Source organism: Helicobacter pylori (assembly GCF_014498195.1).
In the GTDB taxonomy this organism is placed as follows: Bacteria; Campylobacterota; Campylobacteria; order Campylobacterales; family Helicobacteraceae; genus Helicobacter; species Helicobacter pylori_DO.
Genome location: NZ_JACTGH010000009.1, coordinates 62,174 through 85,502 on the forward strand (window position 1 = coordinate 62,174; position 23,329 = coordinate 85,502).

Below are 23,329 nucleotides of genomic sequence, written 5' to 3' on the forward strand. Positions count from 1 at the left end.
TCAACCTTTCATAGCGTTTAAAGAATCAATGTCTAAGCTCTTGTATTTTTTAAACCACAAAATCACCAAGCCCAAACCAATAGCCACCTCACTAGCGGCAATAGCGATAACAAAGAGCGCGAACATCTGCCCGTCTAAATTGTGCGTGTATTTAGAGATCGCTACAAAACCGATATTGATCGCATTAAGCATGATTTCTGTAGAAAAAAAGAGCAACAGAATGTTTTTGCGTTTCAGCATGCCCGCTAAACCAATGCAAAAGAGCAACCCCGAAACAATCAAATAGTGGTTTAACCCTATCATAGAGATTCCTTTATAAATTGCGTGTGATTTTTCCCATGGATTTTTTGAATCCCTGTAGCGATGCCTCCAACCATAGCGACTAAAAGCATTAAAGCCGCCGCTTCAAAAGGGATGAGGTAATTGGTAAAAAGCACATAACCAATCGCTTTAATGTTAGGGATTTGTGCATCAATAGCGTTAGAATTGACTTGATTAGAAAGGTTTTCGCCAATGCTAGGAGCGCTTAAAATCAAGGTGAGCAACAGCGCCACGCCAAATGAAAGCACACACAAGATTTTAGGGCTTTGCTTGCGTTCAATGACTTCTGCAGCGGAGTTGAAAAACATCATGCCAAACGCATACATCACAATGACCGCGCCCACATACACCGTGATTTGCACCACGCCCAAAAACTCAGCGTCTAGCAAAAAGAAAAAAGCAGAGATAAAAACCATGCTGCTAGCAAGAGCGGTAATGGCATAGAGGATATTCGTGGTGGTGATCACCACTAACGCCATGCTTAAAGTAAGGATCGCAAAGAAATAAAAGGCAATGGTTTCAAACATTTTCATCTCCCTTATTGCTTTCTGGGTTTGTTGGAGTTTCTTCTTTTGATTCTTCTTTTGAAGGCTCTTGGACATAATCTAAAGGGGTGGCTTGCATGCGTTCATTGTAATTAGGGCTTACCGCACCAAAGCCTAAAAACTCGGCATGCGAGCAGTTTTTAGCGTCTTGTTCGCTCGTTAGAAACTCGCTTTTAGAGCCGTATTGGGAGCGTTGGGTGCTGGCGTTTTCAAACCGATTCCCCATAACAATCGCTAATTCTGGGCAAACTTCTGCGCACAATCCGCAATAAATGCAACGCCCCAAATTGATCGTGTAAGAATCGATCTTTTTGCGGTTGTCTTCGCCCTTATGCGTGATGATCCTTATGCAATTGCTCGTGCAAATCTTTTCGCACAGCCCGCAGCCAATACACCTTTCAGAGCCTGAGTCTAAAAGCCGTTGCAAGTTATGCACCGCGCGATAACGAGGGCTTAAAGGGAGTTGCTCCATAGGGTAATGGATGGTTACGCTTGGGCTAAAAAATTCCTTGATTGTAAGCCCTAACCCTTTGAATAGATCCAAACCCAAGCTCGTTTTAATGGTGTCTTTAAATTGCTCGGTTGCGCTATGGACTTCGGCTCGTTTAGGAAGTTGCTTGTATTCTTGTTTGGCCATAAAACCTCCTTTAAATTAAAATGATAATGCCTGTTAGCACAATGTTCAATAACGCTAAAGGCAGCATGATTTTCCAGCACATGTTCATCAATTGGTCTGGGCGCACATGCGGATAAGTCGCTCTAACCCACATGGATAAAAAGACAAAAAAGCCCGCTTTAATCAAAATCGCTATTCCTCCAGGGATAAAGCCCCATGCGTTAAACCCGCCAAAAAACACGATAGAAATCACAAAAGAAAAAGCGAATAAATGCGCGTATTCCGCTAAAAAGAACATGCCCCATTTCAAGCCGCTGTATTCGGTGCAATACCCTGCTACAATCTCGGCTTCATGCTCTAACAAGTCAAAGGGGGTGCGATTCAATTCAGCATAACTTGCGATCAAAAACAAAACAAACGCTAGAGGTTGCTTAAACACAAGCCAGTCTAAAAACCCACCGCTTTGGTAATTATTGATTTCCACTAAAGAGAGCGATCCTACCACCATTAAGGGGGCTAGAATGGTTAAAGTGCTGACCACTTCAAAGCTGAGTAATTGGATCGTCGCTCTTGCTGAACCGATTAAAGAGTATTTGTTATTAGAAGCAAGCCCGGCTAAAATAGGCGCATAAATCCCTGCTGCACCCACGGCTAAGAAAAACAAAAAGCCAATGTTAATATCAGAAATAAGGGGCTTGATCTCATAGCCAAACAGAGTGAAATTAGGGAAAAAGGGGATAGGCGCCATGGACACAAACGCGCTCACCATCGCAATAATAGGCGCTAGCGTGAAGATGAATTTGTTAGCACCTTGGGGGATAATGTCTTCTTTAGTGAAAAGCTTAATGCCGTCTGCTGCGACTTGCAAAAGCCCAAAAGGCCCCACATAACAAGGCCCTAAACGGCGTTGGAAATAGGCTAACACTTTCCTTTCAATATAAGTGGCAAAGCCTCCTAAAGCCGAAAAAACAGCGACTAAAATCAAAATTTTAATCAGGGTTTCAATGATATAAGCGCTCATGCTTGCTCCTTTAAATCCACGCTATCAAACACGCCCTCTCTAAAAAAGCCAGAATGGTTTTTCAAAAGAGAAGGCGAGATAACAAACACCTCTTGATCCAAGCTTTCATCAAGATACAAAACGCCTGTTAATTCCTCTTCTTCTTTAGATAAAGTGATGTTTTGCCCCACTTCTTTATTCAATCTTTTTAAGAAAGCTTTAGACACATAGACACCGGCTTTTAATTGCAAATTCTCGCTTTTATTAGTAGCGTTATTGAATTGCGTTTCTGGGTATTTTAAATACGCGTTGAAAACGATTTTTTCTTTTAAAGGCTTGATAGGCTCGCATTCTGTGGTTTCGCATTCTTTAGCGCTTTTTTCAAAATGGCTTGTTCCTAATAAATAGCCCCTATGATTAGCCCTGTCGTTAGTGAAATAATTGGTTAGATGATCAAACTCTAAGGCTTTAAAGCCCGCTTCTGTAGGGAGTTTGTGGGTGCATTCTGTGAGGTTTTCTTCCACAAAGCCAAAGCCTTGCACAATATCGCTCAAGTCATAGCCCTCAAACCTCAAAGCCGGTTTTAAGGGCAACACACGCCCTTCAATATTAGTGATCGTGCCTTCTATCTGGTTGAGACTGGGCAAAATAAAATCCACTTTACTCACAGTGTCTTTCCCAAAAACCCTATCGTCGCTATTGATAGTGAAATCCCCTTTGGCTCTAATGCCTACGATTTTTTCATGTTCAAAAATTTCTTCGCTCAATTCGCAAATAGAAGCGATGCCTAAAGCGTTCGCGCTTGGAGGGATAAGAATGAGTTTAATAGTGCTTTTTTGGGCTAACAAACGCAACATTTTAGCGATATTGTGGGCTTGTTTATGACTATAAATTTCTTCGCCAACCACTAGCAGGGTGTTATTTGATTTTTGCAAAAGAGCGAGAATTTTTTCATAAGTTTCTAAATTGATGCCCGCTTCTTCAAGCAACAAATAAGTGGTTTTGGTAGGGACTTCAGTTTTTTCTTCTTTAATCTCTGTCTTGTTTTCTTCTTGATTTTCTTCTTTTGGAGTAGTCGCTTCTGTTTTATCCTCTTCTTGATTTTCTGCCTTATTTTCTCCAATACTGCACCCTTGCTCGGCTTGTTCTAAAGCTTTTTTTCGCTCTTCTTCTAAGGCTTTAAGAACCGCTTCATCCACAATGCTTTGCTTGGAATCTTCTAAGCTTTTTAGAGCCGCGCTTTCAATGTTAAGCATTTTTAAAAGCATGCCTAAAAGGATTTCTTCAGCCCCCACTTCATGGGTGATGCAAAAAGAGCTTCGGCACAAATTCGCTAACGCGTTATCCTTGATAGGGTGCATAGCGATCAAAGAAGCTTTATTGAGTTTGAGAGCGTTATTAATAGCATAGCGCACCAAAGGGTTTTCTGTTTTGATAGAAGATCCTATCGTAACGACCAAATTGGAAGTTTTGATCTCTTCAATGCTGGGGCGTTTAACTTCGCCCAATACTTTTAAGAATTGCTGGAAATGATACGCTTCTTGATTGTAGATTTTAAAATCAAGCTCTTTCCTCAAACGCTCTATTAAAAACGCCTCTTCATTCGTAATATCCCCACCTATTCGCACCGCTTCGCATTCTTTGAGGGCGTTTTGCGCTTCTTTAAGATTGGCGCTGCCTTTAGGGCTAGAGCTCACATCAAAAGCAAACCGGCCCGCCCCACAAATAGGGTTATGGTAAAAATCATTAAGCACCCTAAAAATCTTAGATTCTTCGCCTAGAGTATCAAAATGGCGCACATCATAGGAAATCAAACACCCGGCTGAACAATGCGAACAGGTAGAATGGATCTTTTTTAATTCCCATGCGTTAGCCGTGTAAGCGAAATCTTTATAGCTCAAAGCGCCCACAGGGCATACCGCAATGCATTCCCCGCAATCATAACAAGGCACGCTGCCCACAAAAGAAATAATGCCTTTTTGCTTGCGACTCCACACGCTAAAAGCGTCTTTGGACATGCTGTCTTTAAATTTATCCGGAGCGTGCAAGTCGGCTTTAGTGGCTTTAAGGTTGTTTTCGCCCACATTGTCCTTACAAGTGGTTACGCACCTTTCGCACATGATGCACAAATTAGGATCATACAAGGCTTTTGCCCATGAATCTAGCGCTTTAAAATCATCAGCCACCGCATAGGGTTGGTGCTCCACGCCGGTTAAATGCGTCATGTCTTGCAATTCGCACTCCCCGCTTTTATCGCACACGCCACACTCTAGGGGGTGGTTGACATCATAAGTTTGCATGATGCTTTTTCTTTCATCCATGAGCGTGGGGGTGTTTGTAAGGATAACGGCATTGTTTTTGGCTTTCGTGTTGCAGCTATAAATGCGTTTGCCATCCATTTCAACCATGCACATTTTGCATGCGACTGTGGGCGAGCAACCGCTTAAATAGCAAATAGTAGGGATGTAGATCCCAGCGCTCCTAGCGGCCTCTAAAACGCTTTGTCCCTCTTGGCATTCAATCATTTTGCCATTGATATTCATTGTGATCATGAAATTCCTTGAGAGTGGGATAAAATAGGGATATAAGGGTAAGCGTCAAAAAACGCCCCTTCTAAAATCGCAATCAAGCCCTTCAAATGGGGGCTTTCTTCTAATTCGCATTCTAGCGTTTGATTGGAGATTTGAAACCCCGCTTTAGAATGCTGGATCCTATTAGCGATCTTAAATTGTTTGGAAAAAGATAATTTGGGGGTTTCAAGGCTCTTGTAAGAAACATAGACAAACGAGCCGTTAGCCTCACCCATTCGCTCTAAAGACTCTAAATCTTTAAGCTCTGATTCAAAAGGCAAAATACCCTCTTTAAAGGCTGTTTCTAGCAACCATTCTCGATCTTTGGAGTCATAAAAAGCGGTTGTTGCGTTTGAATCCTTGCAAGGGATATGCAAAATTTCTAGGTAATTTTGCAACTCGCTTAAAAGGGTGTATAAAAAAGCGCTATGAGCATGCTTAGTGATTTCTCTGTTTAAAACAAGCGCCCTTTTTTTCGCTTTAATGATAAGTGCGATAAGTTCTTGCAATTCTTCTTCGCTCATGTTTGCTTCAGAGCTTAAATACCCCACATCTATTTTTTCTAAAACATGCCCTTTTAATTGGGAAGTTTTTTCCAAAATGCCCCTTAAAATCAAGGCTAAAATCGCCGCTTCCGTGTGGATTTCATACGACGCAAAAAGGCAATTTTCTTGCAAGTCTCTTGTATCTTGTAAGGGTCTTAACAGGGCGTAGGGGCGTTTTGATTGGTTAATGCTTTCTAAAATCAATCGTTCATTTTCATTCAAACAAGCGTTTGAAAACCCCCCAAACAAAACGAACAAATCGCTTTTTTCTAAAAGGTTTAAGCTATCTTTGGTCATCTTGTAATGGATTTCAAATCCTTTTTTAAGAGATAATTTTTCTAAATAATAGGCTTCTTTCAAGCTAATTGAAGAGCTTGCGCTTAAGGGAGAATTTAAGGGGTTAAAGCCGCTCAAAATCAAGCCTTTTTTCTCACGACAATCGTCCAATCCGCTTGATTGAAACGCAAAGAATTGAGAAGCTCATGCCCTTTAGATTGGATAAATTCAGCGCTCTTAGGGATATTAGAAAAATCCCCCACTTCAAACATGAAAATAGCGACTTCATTAGGTTGCATTTCTTTTTCAATCAATTCTTCTAATCGTTTAAAAATATCTGCTTTCAAAGGGCGCAAATCAAAGCGTTTCATCTATCCACCTCGCCAAACACCGCATTGGTTGATCCAATCACGGTTACCGCATCCGCTAAATATTGCCCCACTAAAATATCGCTTAAAGCCCCAATGTGATAAAAGCTAGGGGCTCTGATTTTTAATCTATGAGGGTAAGGCTCGCCCTCTGAATGGATAAAAAATCCTAATTCCCCTTTAGGGCTTTCTGTGGGGGCATACACTTCCCCAACGGGCGGGCGCATGCCTTGAGCCACTAAAACAAAATGCTGCATCAAGGCGTAGTTTTGCGTCATTATATCTTCTTTAGGGGCGGAAATATAATGCGGGTTTTGAGCCATGATGGGCGTATCGGTTTTTGCATACATGGGAATGAGTTGTTCAATGATGCGAATGCTTTCATCAATTTCTAGCATATACAAACAATACCGGTCATAACTATCGCCATAATTGCCCACCGGCACATCAAAATCAAGCTCTTTATAAAGCTCATAAGGCTCTTCTTTTCTAATATCATAAGCGATCCCCGTCCCTCTTAACATGATACCGCTCATGCCCCAGCTTTGTGCCATTTTTGGCGTTACAACGCCCACATTTTCCAAGCGCATCCGCCAAATGCGATTCTTATCCAATAGGCCTTGAATGAGTTTTTTGCATTCCCTCATTTCGCCTAAAAACTTTTTTAAGCCCTCTAACCAATTCGGGGGTAAATCCAAAGGCACGCCCCCAATCCTTATAGCGTTATGCGTGAGCCTAGCCCCGCAATAATCCTCCATCAAATCCAACCCGTATTCCCTCGTTTTAAACGCATACAAAAACACGCTCATCGCCCCCACATCTAAAGCATGCACGCTGATAAAAAAGATGTGTGAAATCATGCGGTTAAGCTCTAGTAAAATCGTGCGGATCACTTGCGCTCGGCGCGGGATTTCTAAATTAAGCAAAGTCTCTACCGCATAAGCGTAAGCGTAATTATTGCTGGTAGAAGAAGTGTAATCCAATCTATCGGTAGTGGGCATGTATTCGTTATAGGTCATGTTTTCGCCTAACTTTTCACAGCCTCTATGCAAGTAGCCAATTTCAGGGGTAGCCTTAATGATTTTTTCGCCCTCTAATTCCAAAATCAAGCGCAATTGCCCATGACTACTGGGGTGTTGAGGGCCAAAGTTTAAAATCATTTGGTTGTCGTCATGTTCAAAAATGATGTTTTCAAACTGAGGGTTGAGTTTTGTGAAATTTTGAGCCATTTTATAGCCTCTTTTTTAAGATAGTGGGGGCAATTTTGTGCAAATCTTTGACAAAAGGGATTTTCTTAAACGCATGCTTTTCTTCTATTTCTTTTAATTCTTCGCCCTTGCCCTGCTCATAGCCAATTTTTGCAAAATTGAAAGTGTCTTTTTCATCCACTCTCGCGCTGTCTCTCTGCTCTTTACCCACCACTTCTCGGTATTCTTTGCCAAAAATTTTATCCACTTCATACCATTGGGCGAATTCATCGCCTTTGAGCGGGTAAGAACGCAATAAGGGGTGGCCTACCCAATCATGCGGCATGATAAGGCGTTTCAAATAGGGGTGTTTGTCAAACACAATACCAAGCATGTCATACGCTTCCCTTTCGCTCCAATTAGCCGATCGGTATAAAAAACTCAAAGAATCCACGCTCTCATTAGGCAATAAAACGCATTTCACGCGTACCCTACGGCGGTTCTTGCAACTATCGCTAAAACCCACGAATTGATAAAACAATTCAAAATGCCCTTTTTTAGCGCACAAATCTATCGCGCTCATTTCGCTCAAACACTCATAACCCAAATGCCTTAAAATCGTAGCGACAGAAAAAATATCGTCTTTTTTGATCCAAAACACAGCCGTGTTAGTCTCTATGTATTTGTCTAAAATTTCATGCTTGTAAGAAAGGTGGTTGTAAATGACCTCATAAGCACTGCCCTCTAAGTATTTTTTAGGGGTGGGTTCTATGATTTTATAGGGGTCATGCTGGCGCGATTGTTTTTGCACATCTTCATAGGGGGATTGTTTTCTTACCATCACACTAACCTTTTAGGAGCGTCTTGTTTGATCGCTTTAGAGCGTCTGATTTTATCTTGCAAAACCATAAGAGCGTATTGTAAAGTCTCTGGGCGCGGCGCGCAACCGGGCAAGTAAATATCCACAGGAACGATCCTGTCTGCTCCTTGAACGGTCGCATAAGTGTTGAACATCCCGCCTGTGTTAGCGCAACTCCCCATAGAAATCACCCATTTAGGCTCAGGCATTTGATCATAGAGCCTGCGCATGAATTCGGCATGCTTTTTAGTGAGCGTGCCAGCGATGATCATCACATCCGATTGCCTAGGACTCGCTCTAAAAATCGTGCCAAACCTGTCAAAATCAAACCTTGAACCCCCTGTCGCCATCATCTCAATCGCGCAACACGCCAAGCCATAGGTTAAAGGCCAGAGCGAATTAGAACGCCCCCAATTCAATAATTTATCCAAAGTGCTTAGAACAACCGGTGCTTGTTGCATTATTTCACCTCTAATTTTTGCCAGCTCAAAGCGTTTCGCTTTAAAGCGTAAATAAAACCAATAGTTAAAAAGAAGACAAAGCCTAGCATTTCAACGAGCCCAAACAAGCCTAATTTTTTAAAATCAATCGCCCAAGGAAACATGAAAACGATTTCTACATCAAATAAAATAAAAAGCATGGCCATGATATAGAAATGGTGCGACACCCTATTAGGCTGCTTGAGAGCCACAGGCCCGCATTCATAGGGAGCGAGCTTGAGTTTTTCGCCCTTTTTTTGAGCCATTTTACGGCTTAAAAACCTTTGAATCCTTAAGGTTAAGTTAAACACCCAAAAGGTGAATACTAGCAAAACAAAAACGCCAAAATAGGGGTGATTCAATGCTTCTGTGGCTTGTTGCATCAGACTCTCAAACTCCTTTAATTACTAGCAAATGATGAAGCCAATTAAACCATGTTTTTGCTAATCGTTAGCTGAAAAAATAAAAATTATTTTAACATTTCTTAAGAAGCCATTTCTATGAGTTTGGGCATTAAATCTTGCATGGCATGCACCGCGCTTTCATTAATGCATTGGACATTCTGGGGTAAATGGGCGTTTTTAGCCTTAGGGTCAATGTAATAAATGAGGGCGTCTTTATGTGCATGCGTGTAGAGGCTAGCGGCCGGATAGACTTGCAAAGAAGTGCCAATGATGATTAAAAGGTGCGCTTGTTTGACTAAAGAAATCGCTTCTTTAAGCAAAGGCACCGCTTCGCCAAACCACACAATATTGGGGCGTAATTGCGATTTGTCCTTGGCCAAGTCGCCTAAATTCAAGTCCTTTTCCCACCTATAAACTAAATTAGGATCTTTTTCGCTGCGAACGCTCAACAATTCCCCATGCAAGTGCAAAATGCGAGAAGAACCCGCTCTTTCATGCAAATCATCTACATTTTGGGTGATGATATTGACTTGATAGTGTTTTTCCAATTCCGCTAAAGCCTTATGGGCTTTGTTAGGATAAACTTCAAAAAGCTGTCGGCGCCTTTGATTGTAAAAATCCAACACTTTTTGCGGATTCTTTTTCCAGCCATAAGGCGAAGCAACTTCCATGATGTCATGCCCTTCCCACAAGCCATCAGCGTCCCTAAAGGTTTTAATCCCGCTCTCTGCTGAAATGCCAGCCCCGCTTAAGATCACTAAATTTTTCATGTTTCCTCCTTGATGGTTTCAATATGAGTGCCGCTGAATTTGTCATGCAAAAAAAACTTAAAAATAAAAGGTGTAACAAACCCTATGAGTAACCCCATGCTCAACACCCACAAAACAAAGCGCCACAAAGCTAAAAAAAATCCCACTTCTTCGCCATTATTTTTGACCAATTTAAACTGAGCGTAACGCATGCCAGGGCTTTGGGATTTAAAAGCGATAAAAAAGCTGTGCGTTAGGGCGTAAAAAAGCAAGCATAAAAAAATCGCGCTCTGGTTTTCCCTAAAATCCTTCGCGCTCCCTAAAATCGCATAGGTCATTATGTAAAGCATGGGGGTATAAATCATAAAAATATCGGTGATAAAGGCTTTTAAGCGCAAAGAGAGATACAGCCCTTTTAAAGGGCTTTCTAACGCTTGCTTTTTTTCTGGGGTTTTATTTTTTTTGGTTTTTTTAGTTGCCACGACTTCCTGGCTTTATAGCAGTGCTAGTAGCGCATAAAGGGCAAGAGCTAGGCTTATGCATGTCAAAAACAAAATCTTCTAAAGCAAAAAGGGGCAAATGGCTAGGCAAACACGCGCCCTCTTGGGCTTTTAAATGAGAATGAGCGCGCTTGCAAATGCCCCGATTAGCTAAAGCGCCAAAAGCCACGATTTGAGCGCCCTTTTCTTCTAAAACTTTAGCGCATTCCATGGCGGATTTTCCCGTAGTGATAATGTCCTCACACACTAAAATTTTTTCGTTTTTTTTGACTTCAAAACCACGCCTTAATGTCATGGTATTATCCACTCTTTCGGTGAAAATAAAACGCACGCCCAAAGCCCTTGCAAGCTCATACCCAGCCAAGATCCCCCCAATAGCAGGCGAGCACACGCATTCAATATTCAAATGAGCTTCTTGGATTTGTTTGGCTAATTCTAGCGCTAATTGTTCGGCCAGTTTGGGATCTTCTAAGACTTTAGCGGATTGCAAATAATAATTGGAATGAAACCCGCTGCTGAGCAAGAAATGCCCCTCTAACAACGCTTGAGCGTTTTGATAACATGCCTTAATATCCATGGTTTAGACCTTTAAGATCGCGTCTTCTTTGTTTTTCACGCTTTCATCAATTTTTTTAATGGCTTCATCGGTGATTTTTTGGATCTGCTCTTGGGCTTTTTTGCTTTCATCTTCGCTGATTTCTTTGTCTTTTTCTAATTTTTTCACTTGGTTGTTAGCGTCTTGGCGGATATTCCTCACAGCCACTTTAGCCTTTTCGCCCATCGCTTTGGCGTCTTTTGCGATAAGTTTTCTTTGCTCACTTGTCATGGGCGGGAAAAAAAGCTTGATCGTTTCGCCGTCGTTATTAGGATTGACGCCAATATTGGCTTCTTGAATGGATCGTTCAATTTCTTTGAGCAGGTTTTTTTCCCATGGGTTGATTTGAAGGGTGGTCGCATCCAAGCTCATCACGGAGCCGACTTGGTTTAAAGCGGTGGGCGTGCCGTAATAATCCACTTTAATATGATCTAAAATATTGACTGAAACTTTCGCGCTCCTTAGAGTGGAAAAATCCCTGTTTAAAGCTTGAACGCTTTTTTGCATCAAATCTTTGGTTTCGTTATAAATGGCTTGTAACATTATTTTTCATCCTTTTTTTGGTTGGTATGGGCGTTGGTTTGGGCGTGCGTTTTAGGCTTTTGGTGGGTGGTTGGGGGCGTTTTGGCGTTCTCTTTGGTTTTTTCAACACCCTTTATGCCATTTTCTTTGGCGTCATTCTTTTCATTCTTTTCATTCTGTTTGGGGCTTTCAACAAAAGGCGTTTTGGCTGGCTCTTTAGGAAGCTCTTTAGGCGTTTGTGTAGGCATTAAAGGATTAGTGGGGGCTTGCTCTAAAGGGTTGAGCGTAGGGTTTAATGTGGGATTAAGCGTAGGGTTGAGCGTGCCGGTGGCAGGGACTAAGGGTGAAAGATCTTTGTTGGTTTTGGTTTCATCTAAAATGCTTTTGCCGTATTCTTTGTTGTAAAAATAGCCCAAAGCGATGGTGTTAATGACAAATAACAGCCCTAAAAACATGGTTAATTTCGCCATAAAGCTTGCGGGCCCTTTAGCACCAAATAAAGAATCGTTGCTCCCGCTATAAGCCCCTAAGCCGATGCTAGAACTTTTTTGCAACAAAACCACCACCACAATCAATACCGCTAAAACAATTTGTAAGCCTAACAGAGCGCTTGTCATAAACACTGATTCCTTAAATGCCTAAAATTTAGAAAAAATTACCCTTAATCTTACCTAAAATTTGCTAAGAATACACTAAAATTTAGTTTTAATTTTAAGGTAGTGTGTTAAGGCGGTGGTGTTGGATTCTTTTCATTCATTTAATCAGCATGCATTCAATAGGCATGCCAAAACTTATCACCTTTTTGCTCATATCCAGCAACAAATCGCTATCTGTCTTGTTCAATTTTTAAAACAAAAACATTACGCTAAAGTTTTGGATTTAGGATCGGGGAGTGGGGCTGTTTTTAACGCTTTAGAGCGGCAACATATTGTGATTGAAAATTTTATCGCTTTGGATAATTCCATAAACATGCTCAAATTACACCCCACGCATTCTATCAACATTCAAAAAATCTCTTTAGAGCATGCGGATTTTGAAGAACATGTTTTTTGCGATTACGATCTGATTGTGTCCTCTTCATCTTTGCAATGGGCAAGGGATTTAAAAAGCGTTTTAGAAAAAATCGCTCTTTCTAGTAAGGAGGTTGCTTTAGCTATCCATACGGATTTTAGTTTGCATGAAGTGCATGAATTTTTAGGCACGCCTTCGCCTTTAAGGGATCTCAAAACGCTCAAATCCTTAATCAAAAACGCTTTTAAAAATTTTCAAATAGAATTAGAAAACAAGCGCTTCGCTCTTTATTTCAACCGCAAACAAGACTGCTTGAATTACCTTAAAAAATGCGGTCTTTTGGGGGGTTCAACGCTGAGTTTCAAGCAAAAAAAACATTTTTTTCAAAACATGGCGTTTGAAAAATTGAGCTATGAAGTGTTACTCTTTTCGGGGATCAAGCGTTCTTAAAAACTAAGATAAATTAAAATATTAAAATTAGGTGGTTACAATAAACGCTAAACTAATGAGCGAGAAACAACATGCACAAAAAACGAGTCTTTTCAGGCATCCAACCGACCGGGCAAATCCATTTGGGCAACTATCTGGGGGCGATCAAGCATTGGGTAGAGATGCAAGATGAATATGAAAACCTTTTTTGCGTCGTCAATTCGCATGCGATCACTCTACCCATAGATCCTGCATTTTTAAAATCCCAAACCTATGAGTTAGTCAAATTGCTTTTAGCTTGCGGGATTAGCCCTAAGCAATCGGGGTTATTCATTCAAAGTGAAGTGGATGAGCACCCGGCTTTAGCATGGCTATTAAATTGTCATGTGTCTATGGGGGAAATGCAACGAATGACGCAATTCAAAGACAAGTCTTTAAAAAACCCTAAAAGCGTGAACGTGGGGCTTTTCAATTACCCTATTTTGATGGCGTCAGATATTTTATTATACCAAAGCGATTTGGTGCCAGTGGGCGAAGATCAAAAGCAGCATTTAGAACTCACGCGAAACATTGCAGAAAAATTTAACAGGGATTTTGGGAACTGCTTTAAAGTGCCAGAGCCTTTGATCGCTAAAGTGGGGGCAAGGGTTATGGGGCTAGACGATCCAAAAGTGAAGATGAGTAAATCGCATCAAGGGGCTAACCATGCGATTTTTCTTTTAGATGAGCCGGATGTTATTGTGAAAAAAATCAAAAAAGCGGCCACTGATTCTATGGGCGTTATTGCATTTGATGAAAAAAGAGAGGGCGTTTTTAACCTTTTAAATATCTACATGCTTTTAAGCAATGAAAGCCCAGAAAACATAGAAGAGCGTTTCAAAAATAAAGGCTATGGGGATTTTAAAAAGGAATTGACTGAAGTAGTGATCCAATCTTTAAAGCCTATCCAAGAAAGATACCAAGAAATCAGCGACGATGAGGTGAAAGCCGTTTTAAATTGCGGTGCTGAAAAAGCCAGGCCTTTAGCGAAAGCGACTTACCAAAAGGCTAAAGAATTGATGGGGTTAGTTTGAATGGTCTTTAAAATTTTAGGCTTGTGGTTAGGGGTGTTTTGTTTCCTTAAGGCTACGCCTTATTTATACTTGGGCGAAGAGCCTAAATATAAAGACAATTTCACGCATTTTGAATACGCTAACCCTAACGCCAGAAAGGGCGGTGTCTTAAGAAATGACGCCATAGGGACTTTTGATAGCCTTAACCCTTTTGCGCTTAAAGGCACTAAAGCCGAAGGCTTGGATCTGATTTATGACACCTTAATGGTGCAAAGTTTAGACGAGCCTTTTGCAGAATACCCCTTGATCGCTAAAGACGCAGAAGTGGCTAAGGATAACAGCTATGTGATTTTCACCTTAGACAAAAGAGCGAGATTCAGCAATAACGCTCCCATTTTAGCGAGCGACGTGAAGTTTAGCTTTGATACGATAATGGAATTAGGATCGCCCATTTATAGGCAGTATTACCAAGATGTTAAAAAGGCGGTTGTCTTAGACAAACACCATGTTAAATTCATTTTCAAAACCACTGAAAATAAAGAGTTGCCCCTTATTTTAGGGCAGTTGCAAATCTTTTCCAAAAAAGCGTTTCAAAAGGATTATTTTGAAAAAAACCCTTTACTCATTCCTGTTTCTAGCGGCCCTTATGTGATCGCTTCTTTTGATGTGGGCAAGAAAATCACCTACCAAAGAAACCCTAATTATTGGGCGAGGAGTTTGCCCAGCAGAAAGGGGCAATTCAATTTTGATGAGATCAAATTTGAGTATTACAAAGACGAAACCATTGCTTTACAGGCTTTTTTAAGCGGGGCGTATGATTGGCGCCTTGAAAGCACGGCTAAAATTTGGGCTAGGGGCTATGTGGGGAAAGCTATGGATAATAAAAAAATCACTAAATACCTCATAGCCCATAAAATGCCAAGCGGCATGCAAGGGTTTTTCTTCAACACGCGCCGGGAAATTTTCAAGGATAAAAGGGTGCGTGAAGCCTTATTTTATGCGTTTGATTTTGAATGGGCGAATAAAAATTTGTTTTTTTCGCAATACAAGCGCACCACCAGTTTTTTCAGTAACTCTATCTATGCATCCCCTCCCCTCCCAAGCCCTGAAGAAAAAGCCCTGCTAGCCCCTTATGAAAAGAGTTTGGATGAAAGGGTTTTTAAAGAGCCTTATATTGTGCCTAGAACCGATGGGGTTGATGTTTTGGGCTATAATTTGAGGGAAAATTTAAAATACGCCCAAAAGCTTTTAGAGAGTGCGGGCTTTTCTTACAAAAACATGCGTTTAGTGGATAAAAATAACAAGCCGTTTAGTTTCACTTTGCTTTTAAACAGCCCAGCCTTTGAAAGACTGGCCCTAGCTTTTGCTAAAAACTTAAGGGTGTTGGGGATTGAAATGAAAATCCAAAGAGTGGATTTAAGCCAGTATGTCAATCGGGTCAAAAGCTATGATTTTGACATGATTGTAGGGGTGATTGGCCAATCGTCTTTCCCGGGTAATGAGCAGCGCTTTTATTTTGGCTCTTTGAGCGCGAAAGAAAAAGGCACAAGGAATTATGCGGGAATCTCTAGTAAAGCGGTAGATGATTTGATTGAAAAAATCATTAACGCTAAAGATTACAAGGAACAATTAGCTGCCATTCAAGCGATGGATAGGGTGCTATTGTGGGGGTTTTATGTGATACCGCATTTTTATTTGCCTAATTACAGGATCGCAGCGTATAATTACATTGGCATGCCTGAAGTTAGCCCTAGCTATGGATTTTCGCCGTATTTGTGGTGGATAAAAAAAGAAAAGGATCTTCAATGATTGCTTACATCCTCAAACGCTTGCTTTTGATCATCCCCACTTTATTGGCCATCATGACGATCAATTTTTTTCTGATCCAATCCGCTCCTGGAGGCCCTATAGAGCAGATGATGGCTAAAATCAATAACACGCAGTCCAAAGAGATTCAAGGCGTTGTTAAAGAGCGTTCGTATAGGGCGTCTCAAGGGTTGGAGAGCGATTTGTTAGAAAATTTAAAAAAACTCTATGGTTTTGACAAGCCGATAGGGGAGCGCTACCTTCTCATGCTCAAAAAATATCTGCAATTTGATTTTGGGGAGAGCTTTTATCGCCAGATTAAAGTGATAGATTTGATTAAGGAAAAATTGCCCGTATCCATTTCGTTAGGGCTTTTTAGCACGCTTTTGATTTATCTTATTTCTATCCCTTTAGGGATTTTCAAGGCCAAACGCAATAATGAGCCTTTAGACGTGCTAAGCAGCGTGGTGATCATTGTCGCTAACGCTATCCCGGCCTTTTTGTTTGCGGTGGTGTTGATCGTGTTTTTTGCCGGAGGGAATTATTGGCACTGGTTCCCTTTAAAAGGGCTAGTGAGCGATGATTTTGAAAGTTTGAGCGCGTTAGGCAAAATCAAGGATTATTTATGGCATATCACCTTGCCCGTTCTTTGCATTTCTTTAGGGGGTTTTGCAAGCCTTACGCTTTTGGTGAAAAACTCTTTTTTAGATGAAATGGGCAAGCTTTATGTACTGAGCGCTAAGGCTAAGGGCTGTTCAGTGGGGCGTATTTTTTATGCACATGTGTTTCGTAATGCGATTTTGTTAGTGGTGGCGGGTTTCCCGCAAGCTTTTTTAGGCATGTTTTTTAGCTCAAGCTTACTCATAGAGATTGTTTTCAGTTTAGACGGGTTAGGGCTTTTAGGGTATGAAAGCATTGTGAGTAGGGATTATCCTGTCGTGTTTGGTTCGCTTTATATTTTCACGCTTTTAGGTTTGGTAGCGAGTTTGATAAGCGATTTGCTCTGTGTGGTGATTGACCCTAGGATTGATTTTGAAAAGCGTTGAGGGTAGGAATGAAAACTGAGATGAAATCTTCTTTAAAACTTTTTATGCGGCCTTTGTTGGTGGTTTTGGCGTTCATGTTGTTGTATGCTTTAGTGCATGCTGTGCTTGGTTTTTATGTGAAAAAAGACAGCGCTCCAATAAGCCCAAATGCAGAAAAAACCGAGATGGAGCGTCAAAACAGCACGCTTTCGCCTAAAGAAGAAGCCAACGCAACCACAACCGCCACAGAAGAAAGCCCCACCAAAGACACAGTGCCACCTTTAGAAACAGCCGCACAAGAAAAAGAAACTAAACAAGAGATTAAACAAGAGCAAGAAAAAGAAAACGAGTCTAAACAAAACAGTGCCTCGCCCGTTCAAAACAACCAAAAAACCCCTACAACCCCCTTAATGGGAAAAAAACCTTTAGAGTATAAGGTCGCAGTCAGTGGCGTGAATGTGCGCGCTTTTCCCAGCACAAAAGGTAAAATCTTGGGATTGCTTTTAAAAAATAAAAGCGTGAAGGTTTTAGAAATCCAAAACGATTGGGCTGAAATTGAATTTTCTAATAAAACAAAGGGCTATGTGTTTTTAAAACTTTTAAAAAAGGCTGAATGAAAGAATAATGAAATTAAAATCTTTTGGGGTTTTTGGAAATCCCATTAAACATTCCAAATCGCCCTTAATCCATAACGCTTGTTTTTTGACTTTTCAAAAAGAATTAGGGTTTTTAGGGCATTACCACCCTATATTACTCCCTTTAGAAAGCCACATCAAAAACGAGTTTTTGCATTTGGGATTGAGTGGGGCTAATGTAACTTTACCCTTTAAAGAAAGGGCGTTTCAAATTTGCGATAAAATCAAAGGTATCGTGCTTGAATGCGGAGCAGTCAATACGCTTGTTTTAGAAAATGATGAGCTTGTGGGTTACAATACCGACGCTTTAGGGTTTTATCTTTCTTTAAAGCAAAAAAACTACCAAAACGCTTTGATTTTAGGATCTGGGGGGAGCGCTAAGGCTTTAGCGTGCGAATTACAAAAACAAGGCTTGAAAGTGAGCGTGTTGAACCGCTCTTCTAGGGGGTTGGATTTTTTCCAACGCTTGGGCTGTGATTGTTTTATGGATCCTCCTAAAAGCGCTTTTGATTTGATCATTAACGCCACTTCAGCGAGTTTGCATAACGAATTGCCTTTGAATAAAGAGGTTTTGAAAGGGTATTTTAAAGAGGGCAAGCTCGCTTATGATTTGGCGTATGGGTTTTTAACGCCCTTTTTGTCTTTGGCTAAAGAGTTAAAAACCCCCTTTCAAGACGGGAAAGACATGCTCATCTATCAAGCTGCTTTAAGTTTTGAAAGATTCAGCGCTTCTCAAATCCCTTATCCAAAAGCGTTTGAAGTCATGCGAAGCGTTTTTTGATGCAAGGGTTTTTAAGAAGCCTGTTTTTTGGGGTTAAAAAGATCCCTAAGCGATTCGCTCCCCTAGTAGAAAAGAGCGTTTTAAAAGAAGCGCTTCAATCAAATAAGGATCGCTATTTTTTAAAAGAAGGCTTTGATATAGGCAGGATTGAATGGGCAGAAAATAAGGCGTTTTTCATTTCTTTAGCGAAAAATTACCCTAAAGACCCTTTAATCAAAAACTTACCCCCATTTTTTAAAACAGACGCTTTGATTTTATGCCAAATAGAATGTTCTAAAAAACGCCCCATAGCCTTTTTTAAAGCCGCTCTTTTAAATGCAGATCACACGATGATAGCTTACTTGGCTAAAGAAAAAAACCAGATTGTGGCTATCCCTTTTAGAGAGCCTTTTAAAAAACCTGTTTCTTTAAAGCACAGCCAAAAATCCTTATTAGAATTGCCCAGGCATTGCGTGGTGAAGATCGATCTTAAAAAGCGTGAAATCAGCGAAATTTTAGGGGCTTTAGAAGACCCTTTAATAGATGAAAATCTTTCTTTAAGCCTTTTTGACAGGATTAAGGATTTTTCAAAAGATTGTTTGAATTTAGCCCAACATTACGTGCAACTCAAAGCGAGCGATTTTAAAGACAGGATCAATTATTCTCACATCCCTTTTATCACCATTGACCCCAAAGACGCTAAAGATTTTGACGATGCGATTTTTTATGACCAAGAAAAAAGGGTTTTGTTTGTGGCGGTTGCTGATGTGAGCGAATTTGTGCCGAAATATTCCAGTTTGGATAAAGAAGCCAGACTTAGGGGCTTTAGCGTGTATTTCCCTAATAGCGTCTATCCCATGCTGCCTTTGAGTTTGTCTCAAGGGGCATGCTCACTAAAAGCGTTTGAAAAACGCCTGGCTTTAGTGTATGAAATCCCTTTAGATAATTTGAAAAACGCCCGATTATCTCAAGGCGTTATTGAAGTTAGGGCTAATTGCACTTATGAAGAAATCAATCATTTTTTAAGCGCTAATCAAAGCTTTTTAGATAAAGATTTGCAACAAAGCCTTTTGGGGTTTTTAGAGATGGCTTTAAAGTTAAAAAAGGAGCGTTTAAAAAAGGGGTTTAATTTCAATTCCTTTGAAAACAAGCTGTATTTGAATAAAGAAGGGCGTATAGAAAAAATTGAAACAGAAAAAGAAAGCGATGCGCACACCCTTATAGAAGAAGCCATGCTCTTAGCCAACCAATCTAGCGCAAGGTTATTAGATGAGCATTTTCACAATAAGGGGATATACCGCACCCACAAAGAGCCCAGTTTGGAGCAGCAAAAACGCCTCTACGCTAAGCTTTTTGATTATGAGATTGTGCGCCCTAAAAACATGGGTTTTTTTCCTTTTTTAGAGCATGCCTTAAAGATAGCCCAAGAAAAGAGTATAGAAAGAGAAGTTTCACGCCTAATCATCAAATCTCAAAATTTAGCCCTTTATAGCCCCATGCAAGAAAGCCATTTTGGTTTGGGGTTTGCCAGCTATACGCATTTCACTTCGCCCATTAGACGATACAGCGATCTAGCCTTACACAGGCTTTTAAAAGAATTGTTGTTCCATCAAGCTAAAGGCTGCTCGTATTTGTTAGAAGAAACGCCTGAATTATGCGCTGAATTGAACGCTTTGCAAAAAAAGACCGCTTTGATTGAAAGGGATTTTATCAAGCGCAAATTCGCCCGCTTAGCTTTAGAACTTTTAGGAAAAGAATTTTTGGGCGTTGTTTTGGAGGTTAAAGATTGGGTGGTGGTGGGGTTAAAAGAATTTATAGGGCTTAAAGTTTTAATCAAAACGAACAAGGTTTTTAAGCCGTTAGAAAAGGTGCGCGTTACAATCACGCATGCGGATTTGATTTTAGGGCAAGTTAGAGGCGAAATCACAGAAAGGATTAAAGAGCATGTATCGTAAAGATTTGGACCATTATTTAAAACAACGCCTCCCTAAAGCGGTGTTTTTGTATGGGGAGTTTGATTTTTTCATCCATTATTATATTCAAACGATTAGCACGCTTTTTAAACGCAATAACCCTGACACAGAAACTTCGCTTTTTTATGCGAGCGATTATGAAAAAAGCCAGATTGCGACCCTTTTAGAGCAGGATTCTTTATTTGGAGGGAGCAGTTTAGTCGTTTTAAAACTGGATTTTGCGTTGCATAAGAAATTTAAGGAAAATGATATCAATCTTTTTTTAAAAGCTTTAGAGCGGCCTAGCCATAACAGGCTTATCATAGGGCTTTATAATGCTAAAAGCGACACCACAAAATACAAATACACTAGCGATGTTATCGTTAAATTTTTCCAAAAAAGCCCCTTGAAAGATGAAGCGATCTGCGCGCGCTTTTTTACCCCTAAAACTTGGGAGAGTTTGAAATTCTTACAAGAAAGGGCTAATTTTTTGCATTTAGACATCAGTGGCCATCTTTTAAACGCTCTTTTTGAAACCAATAACGAAGATTTAGGCGTTTCGTTTAACGATTTAGACAAGCTAGCGGTTTTAAAGGCGCCCATCACTTTAGAAGACATTCAAGAATTAAGTTCCAATGCGGGGGATATGGATTTGCAAAAGCTCATTTTAGGGCTTTTTTTGAAAAAAAGCGTGCTTGATATTTATGATTATTTGTTAAAAGAGGGCAAAAAAGATGCGGATATTTTAAGGGGGTTAGAGCGGTATTTCTACCAGCTTTTTTTATTTTTCGCCCACATTAAAACGACCGGTTTAATGGACGCTAAAGAGGTTTTAGGCTACGCTCCTCCTAAAGAAATTGCTGAAAATTACGCTAAAAACGCCCTGCGTTTGAAAGAAGCCGGCTATAAGAGGGTTTTTGAAATTTTTAGGTTATGGCACATTCAAAGCATGCAAGGGCAAAAGGAATTGGGCTTTTTGTATTTGACCTCCATTCAAAAAATCATTAACCCTTAAAAAATGCCTAAGGCGTTTTTCGTTTTGAGTTTTAATATTTCAAAAAAACTAAATTTAATCCAAAAACAAGCGAAAGCAAGGTATAATCAAAAGTTTTTTAGACCTTGCTCTTTTTTAGTAAAAAAAGGGCTATACAACCACAAGGAGAATGGATGAGGCATTATGAAACGATGTTTATTCTCAAACCTACTTTAGTAGAAGAAGAGATTAAATCCAAAATTGAGTTTTATAGAGAAGTGATCACTAAGCACCATGGCGTGATTGAAACGAGCCTGGATATGGGCATGCGTAATTTGGCTTATGAAATCAAAAAGCACAAAAGAGGCTATTATTATGTGGCGTATTTCAAAGCAGAGCCGTCCATGATTTTAGAGCTTGAAAGATTGTATCGCATCAATGAAGACGTGTTGCGTTTCATTGTGATCAAATACGAAAGCAAAAAAGAGGTAGAAGCGTGGCATGCGTTAGTGGATAGGGCTAATAAAAAGCCATCACACGCCAAAGAAAAACACGAAAAAACCGAACACACGCATTCTCACCACACAGAGGAAGCAAAAAGCACAGAATCTCATAGCGAATAAGGGCTTATCATGTTTAATAAAGTGATTATGGTAGGGCGTTTGACCAGGAATGTGGAGTTGAAATATTTGCCTAGCGGTTCGGCTGCGGCTACAATAGGTTTAGCCACAAGCAGGCGTTTTAAAAAGCAAGACGGCACGCTAGGCGAAGAGGTGTGCTTTATAGATGCGCGTTTGTTTGGGCGAACGGCTGAAATCGCTAACCAGTATTTGAGCAAGGGTTCAAGCGTTTTGATAGAAGGGCGTTTGACTTATGAGAGTTGGATGGATCAAACGGGCAAAAAAAATTCCCGCCACACTATCACAGCGGACTCGTTGCAATTTATGGATAAAAAGTCAGACAATCCCCAAGCAAACGCTATGCAAGATAGTATAATGCATGAGAATTTCAACAACGCTTGTCCTGCTAATCATAACGCTCCTAGCCAAGATCCTTTTAACCAAGCCCCAAGTTATGCGCAAAACGCTTACGCTAAAGAGAATTTACAAGCACAGCCGTCCAAGTATCAAAACAGCGTGCCTGAAATCAATATTGATGAAGAAGAAATCCCCTTTTAAGGGTTAAAATTAAGGAGACATTATGGAAAGAAAACGCTATTCAAAACGCTATTGCAAATACACTGAAGCTAAAATCAGCTTTATTGACTATAAAGATTTAGACATGCTCAAGCACACGCTATCAGAGCGCTATAAAATCATGCCAAGGAGGTTGACAGGCAACAGCAAAAAGTGGCAAGAAAGGGTGGAAGTGGCGATCAAAAGAGCCCGCCACATGGCTTTAATCCCCTACATTGTGGACAGGAAAAAGGTCGTGGATAGCCCTTTTAAACAGCACTAAATTTTTTAGGGCTAATGGGGGGCATTGTTCCCTTTAATCTTATTTAATCTTATTTAATCTTGGCTTGGCTTTTATGGAGCGTTAGCGGTAAAAACGATAAAAATCCCCCTTAAAACCACCCAAGCAGAAATCCCAAATACCTCTAGTGTTTGGGCGCTTCATGACAAAATGAAAAAGCTTGATTTTGGCGGTGGTTTCTTAAGCGTTATTAGTGAGAACATTATTTTAAAATACCCCCTTAAGAGTCTTGCAGCCAAATCTAAAACGATCCCACCAAGCAACTAAACCCCATCTTTATCGCTATCCCTATTAAAACAAATTTTAAAACCTTTTTAATCATTTAAAATGGTTCCAAAACACCACAAAAATCTTTTTTTTTTTTTTTTGAAACAACAAAACGCCAAATTAGCGCAAAAATCTTATCAATCCATGCTATATTAACGAAATCTTGTGATAAGATCTTATTCTTTTAAGAGACTTACCTAACCATTTTAATTTCAAGGAGAAACATGAAAAAACACATCCTTTCATTAGCTTTAGGCTCGCTTTTAGTTTCCACTTTGAGCGCTGAAGACGACGGCTTTTACACAAGCGTAGGCTATCAAATCGGTGAGGCCGCTCAAATGGTAACCAACACCAAAGGCATCCAACAGCTTTCAGATAATTATGAAAACTTGAGCAAGCTTTTAACC

General features: G+C 40.3%; 27 protein-coding genes and 1 pseudogene. 12 read left to right on the plus strand and 16 right to left on the minus strand.

Features of this window, described 5'->3' with window-relative positions; genetic code table 11:
• The 16 genes from nuoK to secG all read right to left on the minus strand — a co-directional run bounded on the left by nuoK (position 1) and on the right by secG (position 12,153).
• Positions 1 to 303: an NADH-quinone oxidoreductase subunit NuoK gene (gene nuoK, locus H7N67_RS05495; RefSeq protein ID WP_000579765.1), complete on the minus strand. Its 303-nt coding sequence runs from the start codon at positions 301 to 303 to the stop codon at positions 1 to 3.
• On the minus strand, positions 300 to 848 hold the full coding sequence (locus tag H7N67_RS05500; RefSeq protein WP_000464195.1) for an NADH-quinone oxidoreductase subunit J: 549 nt from the start codon (positions 846 to 848) through the stop codon (positions 300 to 302). Before H7N67_RS05500 ends, nuoK begins: the two co-directional genes overlap by 4 nt.
• Positions 841 to 1,503 carry an NADH-quinone oxidoreductase subunit NuoI gene (nuoI, locus tag H7N67_RS05505; RefSeq protein WP_001118537.1) on the minus strand — a complete coding sequence of 221 codons (663 nt, stop codon included), beginning with the start codon at positions 1,501 to 1,503 and terminating at the stop codon, positions 841 to 843. Before nuoI ends, H7N67_RS05500 begins: the two co-directional genes overlap by 8 nt.
• Positions 1,504 to 1,513: 10 nt before the next feature.
• On the minus strand, positions 1,514 to 2,503 hold the full coding sequence (gene nuoH / locus H7N67_RS05510) for an NADH-quinone oxidoreductase subunit NuoH (RefSeq protein ID WP_001277296.1): 990 nt from the start codon (positions 2,501 to 2,503) through the stop codon (positions 1,514 to 1,516).
• Positions 2,500 to 5,034 carry an NADH-quinone oxidoreductase subunit G gene (locus H7N67_RS05515; RefSeq protein ID WP_187939305.1) on the minus strand — a complete coding sequence of 845 codons (2,535 nt, stop codon included), beginning with the start codon at positions 5,032 to 5,034 and terminating at the stop codon, positions 2,500 to 2,502. The genes nuoH and H7N67_RS05515 overlap by 4 nt, the downstream gene beginning before the upstream one ends.
• Complete coding sequence (locus H7N67_RS05520; RefSeq protein ID WP_187939319.1) at positions 5,031 to 6,011, minus strand: hypothetical protein; 981 nt, start codon at positions 6,009 to 6,011, stop codon at positions 5,031 to 5,033. Before H7N67_RS05520 ends, H7N67_RS05515 begins: the two co-directional genes overlap by 4 nt.
• Before the next feature lie 2 nt (positions 6,012 to 6,013).
• Entirely contained in the window at positions 6,014 to 6,244 is a 231-nt protein-coding gene (locus H7N67_RS05525) for an NADH-ubiquinone oxidoreductase subunit E family protein (RefSeq protein ID WP_000819165.1), read from the minus strand.
• Entirely contained in the window at positions 6,241 to 7,470 is a 1,230-nt protein-coding gene (nuoD, locus tag H7N67_RS05530; protein WP_000068229.1) for an NADH dehydrogenase (quinone) subunit D, read from the minus strand. The genes H7N67_RS05525 and nuoD overlap by 4 nt, the downstream gene beginning before the upstream one ends.
• A 1-nt stretch (position 7,471) precedes the next feature.
• Positions 7,472 to 8,269: an NADH-quinone oxidoreductase subunit C gene (locus tag H7N67_RS05535; RefSeq protein ID WP_001895879.1), complete on the minus strand. Its 798-nt coding sequence runs from the start codon at positions 8,267 to 8,269 to the stop codon at positions 7,472 to 7,474.
• Positions 8,269 to 8,748 carry a NuoB/complex I 20 kDa subunit family protein gene (locus tag H7N67_RS05540; protein WP_001183508.1) on the minus strand — a complete coding sequence of 160 codons (480 nt, stop codon included), beginning with the start codon at positions 8,746 to 8,748 and terminating at the stop codon, positions 8,269 to 8,271. The genes H7N67_RS05535 and H7N67_RS05540 overlap by 1 nt, the downstream gene beginning before the upstream one ends.
• Positions 8,748 to 9,149: an NAD(P)H-quinone oxidoreductase subunit 3 gene (locus H7N67_RS05545; protein WP_001183540.1), complete on the minus strand. Its 402-nt coding sequence runs from the start codon at positions 9,147 to 9,149 to the stop codon at positions 8,748 to 8,750. Before H7N67_RS05545 ends, H7N67_RS05540 begins: the two co-directional genes overlap by 1 nt.
• Before the next feature lie 101 nt (positions 9,150 to 9,250).
• Positions 9,251 to 9,940 (minus strand): SIR2 family NAD-dependent protein deacylase, encoded by a 690-nt coding sequence (locus H7N67_RS05550; protein ID WP_139541693.1) that lies wholly within the window; start codon positions 9,938 to 9,940, stop codon positions 9,251 to 9,253.
• Positions 9,937 to 10,401 (minus strand): RDD family protein, encoded by a 465-nt coding sequence (locus tag H7N67_RS05555; protein ID WP_187939306.1) that lies wholly within the window; start codon positions 10,399 to 10,401, stop codon positions 9,937 to 9,939. Before H7N67_RS05555 ends, H7N67_RS05550 begins: the two co-directional genes overlap by 4 nt.
• Positions 10,391 to 10,996: an orotate phosphoribosyltransferase gene (gene pyrE / locus H7N67_RS05560; protein WP_127983590.1), complete on the minus strand. Its 606-nt coding sequence runs from the start codon at positions 10,994 to 10,996 to the stop codon at positions 10,391 to 10,393. Before pyrE ends, H7N67_RS05555 begins: the two co-directional genes overlap by 11 nt.
• Before the next feature lie 3 nt (positions 10,997 to 10,999).
• Positions 11,000 to 11,557, minus strand: coding sequence for a ribosome recycling factor (gene frr, locus H7N67_RS05565; RefSeq protein WP_000938365.1), 558 nt, complete (start codon positions 11,555 to 11,557; stop codon positions 11,000 to 11,002).
• Positions 11,557 to 12,153: a preprotein translocase subunit SecG gene (gene secG / locus H7N67_RS05570; protein WP_183030632.1), complete on the minus strand. Its 597-nt coding sequence runs from the start codon at positions 12,151 to 12,153 to the stop codon at positions 11,557 to 11,559. Before secG ends, frr begins: the two co-directional genes overlap by 1 nt.
• 121 nt (positions 12,154 to 12,274) lie before the next feature.
• Between secG and H7N67_RS05575 the strand changes: the two genes are divergently transcribed.
• From H7N67_RS05575 to H7N67_RS05630, 12 genes and pseudogenes are all read left to right on the plus strand, one after another.
• Positions 12,275 to 12,997, plus strand: coding sequence for a methyltransferase domain-containing protein (locus H7N67_RS05575; protein ID WP_165538863.1), 723 nt, complete (start codon positions 12,275 to 12,277; stop codon positions 12,995 to 12,997).
• Positions 12,998 to 13,068: 71 nt separating this feature from the next.
• Positions 13,069 to 14,049, plus strand: a complete 981-nt coding sequence (gene trpS / locus H7N67_RS05580; protein WP_187939307.1) for a tryptophan--tRNA ligase — start codon at positions 13,069 to 13,071, stop codon at positions 14,047 to 14,049.
• Positions 14,050 to 15,837, plus strand: coding sequence for an extracellular solute-binding protein (locus tag H7N67_RS05585; RefSeq protein WP_187939308.1), 1,788 nt, complete (start codon positions 14,050 to 14,052; stop codon positions 15,835 to 15,837). It begins immediately after the preceding gene.
• On the plus strand, positions 15,834 to 16,880 hold the full coding sequence (locus tag H7N67_RS05590) for a microcin C ABC transporter permease YejB (protein WP_187939309.1): 1,047 nt from the start codon (positions 15,834 to 15,836) through the stop codon (positions 16,878 to 16,880). The genes H7N67_RS05585 and H7N67_RS05590 overlap by 4 nt, the downstream gene beginning before the upstream one ends.
• Before the next feature lie 8 nt (positions 16,881 to 16,888).
• Positions 16,889 to 17,476, plus strand: a complete 588-nt coding sequence (locus H7N67_RS05595) for an SH3 domain-containing protein (protein WP_187939310.1) — start codon at positions 16,889 to 16,891, stop codon at positions 17,474 to 17,476.
• A gap of 7 nt (positions 17,477 to 17,483) precedes the next feature.
• Positions 17,484 to 18,275 carry a shikimate dehydrogenase gene (locus H7N67_RS05600; RefSeq protein ID WP_187939311.1) on the plus strand — a complete coding sequence of 264 codons (792 nt, stop codon included), beginning with the start codon at positions 17,484 to 17,486 and terminating at the stop codon, positions 18,273 to 18,275.
• Positions 18,275 to 20,209, plus strand: a complete 1,935-nt coding sequence (locus H7N67_RS05605) for an RNB domain-containing ribonuclease (protein WP_187939312.1) — start codon at positions 18,275 to 18,277, stop codon at positions 20,207 to 20,209. Before H7N67_RS05600 ends, H7N67_RS05605 begins: the two co-directional genes overlap by 1 nt.
• A complete protein-coding gene (gene holA, locus H7N67_RS05610; protein WP_187939313.1) occupies positions 20,199 to 21,221 on the plus strand; it encodes a DNA polymerase III subunit delta in 1,023 nt (340 codons plus the stop codon). Before H7N67_RS05605 ends, holA begins: the two co-directional genes overlap by 11 nt.
• 152 nt (positions 21,222 to 21,373) lie before the next feature.
• Positions 21,374 to 21,802, plus strand: coding sequence for a 30S ribosomal protein S6 (gene rpsF, locus H7N67_RS05615; RefSeq protein ID WP_079299319.1), 429 nt, complete (start codon positions 21,374 to 21,376; stop codon positions 21,800 to 21,802).
• Positions 21,803 to 21,811: 9 nt separating this feature from the next.
• Positions 21,812 to 22,357 carry a single-stranded DNA-binding protein gene (locus H7N67_RS05620; protein WP_187939314.1) on the plus strand — a complete coding sequence of 182 codons (546 nt, stop codon included), beginning with the start codon at positions 21,812 to 21,814 and terminating at the stop codon, positions 22,355 to 22,357.
• A 22-nt stretch (positions 22,358 to 22,379) separates the two neighbouring features.
• Complete coding sequence (rpsR, locus tag H7N67_RS05625) at positions 22,380 to 22,637, plus strand: 30S ribosomal protein S18 (RefSeq protein ID WP_000440196.1); 258 nt, start codon at positions 22,380 to 22,382, stop codon at positions 22,635 to 22,637.
• Positions 22,638 to 23,146: 509 nt separating this feature from the next.
• Positions 23,147 to 23,329, plus strand: a pseudogene (locus H7N67_RS05630) (hypothetical protein); the annotation flags it as partial.

What these genes read in the sequence shown, in the direction of transcription:
- secG (WP_183030632.1), bottom strand. Translation starts at nt 12,153, where the DNA reads ATGACAAGCGCTCTGTTAGGCTTACAAATTGTTTTAGCGGTATTGATT.
- pyrE (WP_127983590.1), bottom strand. Translation starts at nt 10,996, where the DNA reads ATGGATATTAAGGCATGTTATCAAAACGCTCAAGCGTTGTTAGAGGGG.
- nuoI (WP_001118537.1), bottom strand. Translation starts at nt 1,503, where the DNA reads ATGGCCAAACAAGAATACAAGCAACTTCCTAAACGAGCCGAAGTCCAT.
- trpS (WP_187939307.1), top strand. Translation starts at nt 13,069, where the DNA reads ATGCACAAAAAACGAGTCTTTTCAGGCATCCAACCGACCGGGCAAATC.
- H7N67_RS05605 (WP_187939312.1), top strand. Translation starts at nt 18,275, where the DNA reads ATGCAAGGGTTTTTAAGAAGCCTGTTTTTTGGGGTTAAAAAGATCCCT.
- rpsR (WP_000440196.1), top strand. Translation starts at nt 22,380, where the DNA reads ATGGAAAGAAAACGCTATTCAAAACGCTATTGCAAATACACTGAAGCT.
- H7N67_RS05545 (WP_001183540.1), bottom strand. Translation starts at nt 9,149, where the DNA reads ATGCAACAAGCCACAGAAGCATTGAATCACCCCTATTTTGGCGTTTTT.
- H7N67_RS05535 (WP_001895879.1), bottom strand. Translation starts at nt 8,269, where the DNA reads ATGGTAAGAAAACAATCCCCCTATGAAGATGTGCAAAAACAATCGCGC.
- frr (WP_000938365.1), bottom strand. Translation starts at nt 11,557, where the DNA reads ATGTTACAAGCCATTTATAACGAAACCAAAGATTTGATGCAAAAAAGC.
- nuoD (WP_000068229.1), bottom strand. Translation starts at nt 7,470, where the DNA reads ATGGCTCAAAATTTCACAAAACTCAACCCTCAGTTTGAAAACATCATT.
- H7N67_RS05550 (WP_139541693.1), bottom strand. Translation starts at nt 9,940, where the DNA reads ATGAAAAATTTAGTGATCTTAAGCGGGGCTGGCATTTCAGCAGAGAGC.
- holA (WP_187939313.1), top strand. Translation starts at nt 20,199, where the DNA reads ATGTATCGTAAAGATTTGGACCATTATTTAAAACAACGCCTCCCTAAA.
- H7N67_RS05600 (WP_187939311.1), top strand. Translation starts at nt 17,484, where the DNA reads ATGAAATTAAAATCTTTTGGGGTTTTTGGAAATCCCATTAAACATTCC.
- H7N67_RS05590 (WP_187939309.1), top strand. Translation starts at nt 15,834, where the DNA reads ATGATTGCTTACATCCTCAAACGCTTGCTTTTGATCATCCCCACTTTA.
- H7N67_RS05595 (WP_187939310.1), top strand. Translation starts at nt 16,889, where the DNA reads ATGAAAACTGAGATGAAATCTTCTTTAAAACTTTTTATGCGGCCTTTG.
- rpsF (WP_079299319.1), top strand. Translation starts at nt 21,374, where the DNA reads ATGAGGCATTATGAAACGATGTTTATTCTCAAACCTACTTTAGTAGAA.
- H7N67_RS05500 (WP_000464195.1), bottom strand. Translation starts at nt 848, where the DNA reads ATGTTTGAAACCATTGCCTTTTATTTCTTTGCGATCCTTACTTTAAGC.
- H7N67_RS05620 (WP_187939314.1), top strand. Translation starts at nt 21,812, where the DNA reads ATGTTTAATAAAGTGATTATGGTAGGGCGTTTGACCAGGAATGTGGAG.
- H7N67_RS05525 (WP_000819165.1), bottom strand. Translation starts at nt 6,244, where the DNA reads ATGAAACGCTTTGATTTGCGCCCTTTGAAAGCAGATATTTTTAAACGA.
- H7N67_RS05515 (WP_187939305.1), bottom strand. Translation starts at nt 5,034, where the DNA reads ATGATCACAATGAATATCAATGGCAAAATGATTGAATGCCAAGAGGGA.
- nuoH (WP_001277296.1), bottom strand. Translation starts at nt 2,503, where the DNA reads ATGAGCGCTTATATCATTGAAACCCTGATTAAAATTTTGATTTTAGTC.
- H7N67_RS05585 (WP_187939308.1), top strand. Translation starts at nt 14,050, where the DNA reads ATGGTCTTTAAAATTTTAGGCTTGTGGTTAGGGGTGTTTTGTTTCCTT.
- nuoK (WP_000579765.1), bottom strand. Translation starts at nt 303, where the DNA reads ATGATAGGGTTAAACCACTATTTGATTGTTTCGGGGTTGCTCTTTTGC.
- H7N67_RS05540 (WP_001183508.1), bottom strand. Translation starts at nt 8,748, where the DNA reads ATGCAACAAGCACCGGTTGTTCTAAGCACTTTGGATAAATTATTGAAT.